This is a genomic window from Treponema sp. R80B11-R83G3, from assembly GCF_054786115.1.
Genome location: NZ_BDHF01000085.1, coordinates 1 through 5,658, shown reverse-complemented (window position 1 = coordinate 5,658; position 5,658 = coordinate 1). Strand labels below are relative to the sequence as shown.

The following is a 5,658-nucleotide window of genomic DNA, read 5'->3' as shown; positions in this document are numbered from 1 at the left end:
GAGGTTTTTCAGATTCATGTCCTGTCTGTTACCGTTTGAAAAGGAGTATTCTTGATACCACGCACCGGTACCTGATCCATTCTTGGGGTATACCGTTTCTATTACGTCGCGGTCTCTGTTGTACCGTTTGAAGACCGGGAAAATACTGTAATCGCCGTCCTGCAATTTAAGGGTTGTATTGAGTATGCCGGCCGGGGCGAAACCAATCGTCTCTCCCGCAGGACCGTTGACGCGCAGTTCCACGTTAATGCTGACTGATGTGTTGGTGATTATAAAAGAATTATTTCCGCCAAGACCTTCGGCTATTTCGTAAACCGATGTATTATCCCCACTTCTGTTATAGAAAACATACACGCGGGTAAAAGGCGTATTCTTCTGAGAAATAAGATTGTTCTTATTCGCGTTATACTGCGCCTCGGTAAGAATAATCATGGGAAAATCTTTGGTTACGTCAAACAGGACCAGGTCTTTCGGCAGTCCGTGGTTAGTGGCATGAGCCGGAATGCCGCCTATTAATTTACTCGCAACAAGATCGCCTTGAAAAGCCACAAGCCGCTCATTGGTGTTGTTCCGCACCAAAATCGAATAATCGGTGTTGTGGCTGGTAAAATCCGGTTCCGAATCCGGCGGATCCAGTTTTGGATCAGGATCACCACCTGAACCGCAAGAAAATAACAGGATTACAGCCGCCAATACGGATGCAAACATCGCAATTTTTTTCATTCTTTTCATAAAAAACTCCTTTCAGCTTAAAAGATTATCAATACATAAATATGTATTTTTACTATTATATTCATAATTATGTATTTTGTCCACTTTCTTATGACATAATTATGTTATTTTTTCAATATATCCCGATTTTGCGCAGAGGCTTCGTTCTGAAATTGAATATATTGGCCTCAATCGGAAGGAATTTGCCGCAAAAGCAGGCATAAAAAAACGGGCTTTAGACGCTTATTTAGGGGCGCAACAATCCATGCCGCCTGCCGATACGGCGGTAAAAATAGCCTCGGTTCTGGGTGTCTCGGTGGAATATCTGGTAACCGGCAAGGAATACAAAAAATCTATAGACATTTCAGGCTATCTGCAATTCAGAGAAATACTGGATGATTTATCAGTCTTGCCCGATGAAATTCTAGTGCCAATTAAAGCAATGATAAAAACCGCCGCAGATAATGAACGTAAACACTCTTCTTCTTTGTGATCTTCTCGCACTGTCGGTCACCTAAAGGCGACCTTGCTTTTATTACAGACAGCGGCATTTATTGGTGCTACGCTGTGCGGTATTATTAATCTTACACGGCTACGCCGTGCGTTTATTGAGCGTGTGAGAAATTCTTCGATTAATACTATGCTATACTACCCCCATGTCCCTGAACTGGAAAGAAATCAATTTAATTCTCGAAGAACTCGCCCTTGAGGGGGCGCAAATTCAGAGCGCCGTGCAGAGCGCGTTTGGCGTGATAATTTTGCGTCTGCATAAAAAAGGGGAGACAAAACAGTTGCTTGTTTCGCTAAGTCCCGGCGCGTGCAGACTGCACGAGACTTTTCGCGCCGTTCCAAAAAGCGACAAGCCCCTGCGTTTCGCGCAATTTTTGTCGTCAAAGATTGTAAACGGCTGGATAACGGAAGCGGCGCAGATAGGGGATAATCGCATTGTGCGAATAACCGTAAAAAGAACAATAAATACTGATGACGAAAAAAACTCTTCGCAGACGGCTATTTATAAACTGTATATCCGTCTTTGGTCAAACGCGGCAAATTTTATCGTTACCGATGACAGCGGCGTTGTGTTAGACGCAATGCGCCGTCTGCCCAAGCGCGGCGAAGTCACGGGCGGAAGTTATTCGCCGGAGAACATCGAAGCTAAACCTGTCAAATTAAAGCCTGATAGCGAAAATGACATTCGCGCCCGTGAAGTACGCTCCCATGAAATTCGCACTTATGAGATACGCACCCTCCTAGGAGAAGGTTCCTTCAATAAAAAGATCGATGAGTTTTACGCCGCGCAGGGAGGCGCTCTTTCACTTGAAGCGTTAAGGGAACAGGCAAGGAAAACCTGCGAAGGCAGTATGGGCAGAATCAGCGCGGCGCTTGAGCGGCTGCGGGAAAAAGAAACGTCTTTCGCGGACTCGAACCGGTTAAAAACTTACGGCGATATTATTCTTTCCAATATAGCGAATATTAAACCTGATGATAAATGGCTGGAAACAGAGTATGAAGGCGAAAATATTCGCATAGAGCTTGAGCCGCGTGTCAGCCCTTCGGCGCAGGCGCAGAAATACTATGAAAAATACCGTAAGGCGAAGAACGGGCTTGCCGATGTTCAGCGGGAAATAGAAAGCGGGGAGAGGGAACTTAAAGAAGTAACCGACAGATTAGAACGCTTGTTAGGCGAAACTAATCCGTTAATTTTGGCAAAACTGCTAAAGACGGGCGTTTCCGCGCCGAGAGCGTCTTCGGCAAAAAAGGAAAAGGCGCGTGTGGGGCTTGCGTTTAAACAAGGCGATTGGCTTATCATTGTTGGCAGGGACGCAAATGAAAACGACGAACTTTTGCGCCGCCATGTAAAGGGGAACGATATGTGGCTCCACGCGAGGGATTATCACGGCTCCTATGTGTTTATAAAACAACGGGCTGGAAAATCGGTTCCGTTAGAGATACTGCTGGATGCCGGAAACCTTGCGATTTTTTATTCAAAGGGCAGAAATAACGGCGAAGGCGATTTATTCTACACACAGGTAAAATATTTAAGGCGAGCCAAAAACGGGCCAAAAGGGCTTGTTATCCCCACTCAGGAGAAAAATCTCCATGTCAAAGTTGAAGAAGAGCGTTTGCGCTCGTTGGAAAACTGTAAAATAACATTGTAGAAAGAGTCATAACGAAACCAACTCACAAAAAAACTCACCTGGCGGCGAGTTTTTTCGTTTTTTTATAAGTGAGCCGCGCGGGATTCGCCTTCCATTCGGCAACATCCTGTTGCCTCATTCCAGGCCGGGGTTTTTACTAAACGCGCATCCTGCGCGTTTGCCGTTGGCACGTAAAAACCCTTCGAATCCCGCGCGGCTCACAAAACGAAAAAACTCACCTGGCGGCGAGTTTTTTCGTTTTTTTATAAGTGAGCCGCGCGGGATTCGAACCCCCGACCACCGCCTTAAAAGGGCGATGCTCTGCCAACTGAGCTAGCGGCCCATGACCTTAATTTAGTCTTTGTAAAAGATATAAATTTATTAAAAAAAAATCAAGTAGGAGATAGTGAGCAGTGAACAGTGGGCAGTGAGCAGGTAAGTAAGATAATCTTACAAGCAACAATACTAAATACTGCTCACTGCTCACTGCTCACTTCTCACTGTTTTATGGTATATTTTTACTTATTCGGGGAGTATAAAATGAAAAAAATTGCAGTTCTTATTACATTAGCGTTTTTCCTCACTGCGGGTCTTTTCGCGCAACAGAAATACGCACTGGTTATCGGTAATGGGGCTTATACTAATATTACTAAACTCAACAATCCTGTAAATGACGCTAACGATATGGCTACCGCTCTCCAGGGGCTTGGTTTTACCGTGGAGAAAGTGCTGAACGGGAACCTGTCCCAAATGGAAAACGGGATAGTGAACCTTAAAAAAAGGTTGAAGGGGTCGAAAAATTCTTACGGCTTTTTCTTTTACGCTGGCCACGGGGTGCAGTCCAATGGAGAGAACTACCTGATACCCGTTGACGCTAATATTCAAAGTGAAAGTTTTCTCCGCAGACAGTCGATTTCCGTGCAGGAAATGCTTGACGAACTGAACAATGCGGGAAACGATTTGAACGTGGTAGTCCTTGACGCTTGCAGAGACAACCCCTTCGCATGGAAACGCTCAGGCAGCCGAGGCTTGCAAGTGGTGGGCAACCAGCCTGCGGACAGCATCATCGTATATGCTACGAGCGCCGGTTCTACCGCCTCTGACGGCACTGGCAGAAACGGCCTTTTTACCGGCCACTTGCTGGAGCGTCTAAAAACCCCCGGCATTGAAGTAGCGGAAGTCTTCCGTCTTACAATGGGCGACGTAGTCCGCACCAGTAACAGCCAACAGCGCCCTGCTGTCTATAACCAGTTTGCGGGTCAAGCGTATCTCGGCAGTAAACCGCAAGTAGCGACGACGACGGTAACCACTCAAACAACGCAATCAACAATCACGCAACAGTCTGCATCCATCTCCGCCAACATGGTACGCATACAAGGCGGAACCTTTACAATGGGCAGTCCCACCAACGAGCCAGGCCGTAGTAGTAATGAAGTTCAACATCAGGTGACGGTGAGCAGTTTTTACATGGGAAGATACGAGGTAACGCAAAAGGAATATAAGGAAATAATGGAGACAAATCCCAGTGATTTTAAGGGGGACAATCTGCCTGTGGAAAATGTAAGCTGGTATGACGCAGTAGAGTACTGCAACAAGAGGAGCCAGAAGGAAGGATTAACTCCGGCGTATACCAGAAACGGCGATAACGTAACATGGAACCGAGGTGCTAACGGCTACCGTCTGCCTACGGAAGCTGAATGGGAATACGCCTGCCGGGCGGGGACAACTACCGCATATAATACCGGAGCGATCATAAACGATAACACCGGTTGGTACTCTACGAACAGCGGTTATAAGACTCATCCTGTAGGAGAAAAGCCCGCCAATACATGGGGTTTATACGATATGCATGGGAACGTATGGGATTGGTGTTGGGACTGGTATGGTAATTATTCGAGCGGGTCGCAGACCGATCCGATGGGCGCGTCCTCGGGGACTGTCCGCGTGGTTCGTGGTGGGAGTGAGGGCGACAATGGTGCGATGGTGCGTTCCGCGTTTCGGTTCACAGAAAGCCCGTACAACCGCCGAGGCGGCTTCCGGCTTGTCCGCCCCTAGTTTAACAGGCTCAAGTAAGGAGCGGAATGCCCGCGCCGTAGCGAATGGAGTGAGCGAAGGCTGGGCATGGAGCGGTGTGGTAGGCGCGGTGGCGTTGCGGCGGCTCTTGCTGATTTGGGAGAAAAAGAATATATTGAAGATGGAGGATTATTATGCTTGCGGTAAAAGGTAGATATAATGGGGCTACGGTTATTTTGGAAAGTATCCCGCCTATTAAAGAATGTGAAGTCATTGTTAATTTTCCTGATATTTCTGCGTCTGAATATAAACAAGAAAACAGCTTGAAACCAACCCTCAGATAAATCCATATTTGGACAGGCCCTATATTGAATCTGGGAAGTACCGATACAAATTATCTTATGGCCGTTATCGAATTGTTTATCAAATTGTCAATGATACTGTTTTTGTAGACGACATCCAAGATTGCCGTCAGGACGATGACAAGAATTTGTTGAAATAAATCAAAGATAAGGAAAAAGTGGTGTCGGTTACGGTGCGCGAACCCTTGGCTTCGCGTTTTCTTTGGCTTGAACTTTTAATTGAACGTGAATTTTTACCAAACTTTTAATTTACTGTTGTTTACCATTTGCGTAAAATCTGAATCATTATGTAAAAGATAAATGTCTTCAAGAATTGCATAGGAGGCTATCAAGCAATCATACGGTTTTCGTATTGTTATTCCTTTCTTTCTCAAGCCTCGGTATAAATCTATTGCGTGGTCGGCTACGGTTATTTTGGAAAGTATCCCGCCTAT

Annotated in this window: 8 protein-coding genes and 1 tRNA gene; 6 read left to right on the top strand and 3 right to left on the bottom strand. The window is 46.0% G+C overall.

From position 1 onward, the window contains the following. Positions 1-732: hypothetical protein (locus ACYVRH_RS10520; protein WP_461256866.1), on the bottom strand; the 732-nt coding region annotated here is incomplete at its 3' end. 106 nt (positions 733-838) lie between these two features. Here ACYVRH_RS10520 and ACYVRH_RS10515 point away from each other — a divergent pair. Next, the gene (locus tag ACYVRH_RS10515) at positions 839-1,204 is read left to right on the top strand and encodes a helix-turn-helix domain-containing protein (protein WP_461256867.1); all 366 of its coding nucleotides are present in this window, start codon (positions 839-841) and stop codon (positions 1,202-1,204) included. A 163-nt stretch (positions 1,205-1,367) separates the two neighbouring features. Next, positions 1,368-2,870, top strand: coding sequence for an NFACT RNA binding domain-containing protein (locus ACYVRH_RS10510; protein WP_461256865.1), 1,503 nt, complete (start codon positions 1,368-1,370; stop codon positions 2,868-2,870). A gap of 249 nt (positions 2,871-3,119) precedes the next feature. Here the strand turns inward: ACYVRH_RS10510 and ACYVRH_RS10505 are convergent. Continuing rightward, a tRNA-Lys gene (locus ACYVRH_RS10505) sits at positions 3,120-3,192 on the bottom strand. Positions 3,193-3,389: 197 nt separating this feature from the next. Between ACYVRH_RS10505 and ACYVRH_RS10500 the strand changes: the two genes are divergently transcribed. The 4 genes from ACYVRH_RS10500 to ACYVRH_RS10485 are packed head-to-tail and all read left to right on the top strand — an operon-like array spanning position 3,390 to position 5,364. Next, complete coding sequence (locus tag ACYVRH_RS10500; protein ID WP_461256864.1) at positions 3,390-4,904, top strand: SUMF1/EgtB/PvdO family nonheme iron enzyme; 1,515 nt, start codon at positions 3,390-3,392, stop codon at positions 4,902-4,904. Beyond that, positions 4,891-5,076 (top strand): hypothetical protein, encoded by a 186-nt coding sequence (locus ACYVRH_RS10495; protein ID WP_461256863.1) that lies wholly within the window; start codon positions 4,891-4,893, stop codon positions 5,074-5,076. The genes ACYVRH_RS10500 and ACYVRH_RS10495 overlap by 14 nt, the downstream gene beginning before the upstream one ends. Next, complete coding sequence (locus tag ACYVRH_RS10490; protein ID WP_461256862.1) at positions 5,057-5,206, top strand: hypothetical protein; 150 nt, start codon at positions 5,057-5,059, stop codon at positions 5,204-5,206. Before ACYVRH_RS10495 ends, ACYVRH_RS10490 begins: the two co-directional genes overlap by 20 nt. A gap of 8 nt (positions 5,207-5,214) precedes the next feature. After that, positions 5,215-5,364: a hypothetical protein gene (locus ACYVRH_RS10485; protein WP_461256861.1), complete on the top strand. Its 150-nt coding sequence runs from the start codon at positions 5,215-5,217 to the stop codon at positions 5,362-5,364. A gap of 93 nt (positions 5,365-5,457) precedes the next feature. Here the strand turns inward: ACYVRH_RS10485 and ACYVRH_RS10480 are convergent. Then, positions 5,458-5,658, bottom strand: a 201-nt coding sequence (locus tag ACYVRH_RS10480; protein ID WP_461256860.1) for a PIN domain-containing protein, incomplete at its 5' end; no start/stop codon positions are given.

Coding starts and splice junctions, on each gene's coding strand:
- ACYVRH_RS10500 (WP_461256864.1), top strand. CDS start 3,390: ATGAAAAAAATTGCAGTTCTTATTACATTAGCGTTTTTCCTCACTGCG.
- ACYVRH_RS10510 (WP_461256865.1), top strand. CDS start 1,368: ATGTCCCTGAACTGGAAAGAAATCAATTTAATTCTCGAAGAACTCGCC.
- ACYVRH_RS10490 (WP_461256862.1), top strand. CDS start 5,057: ATGCTTGCGGTAAAAGGTAGATATAATGGGGCTACGGTTATTTTGGAA.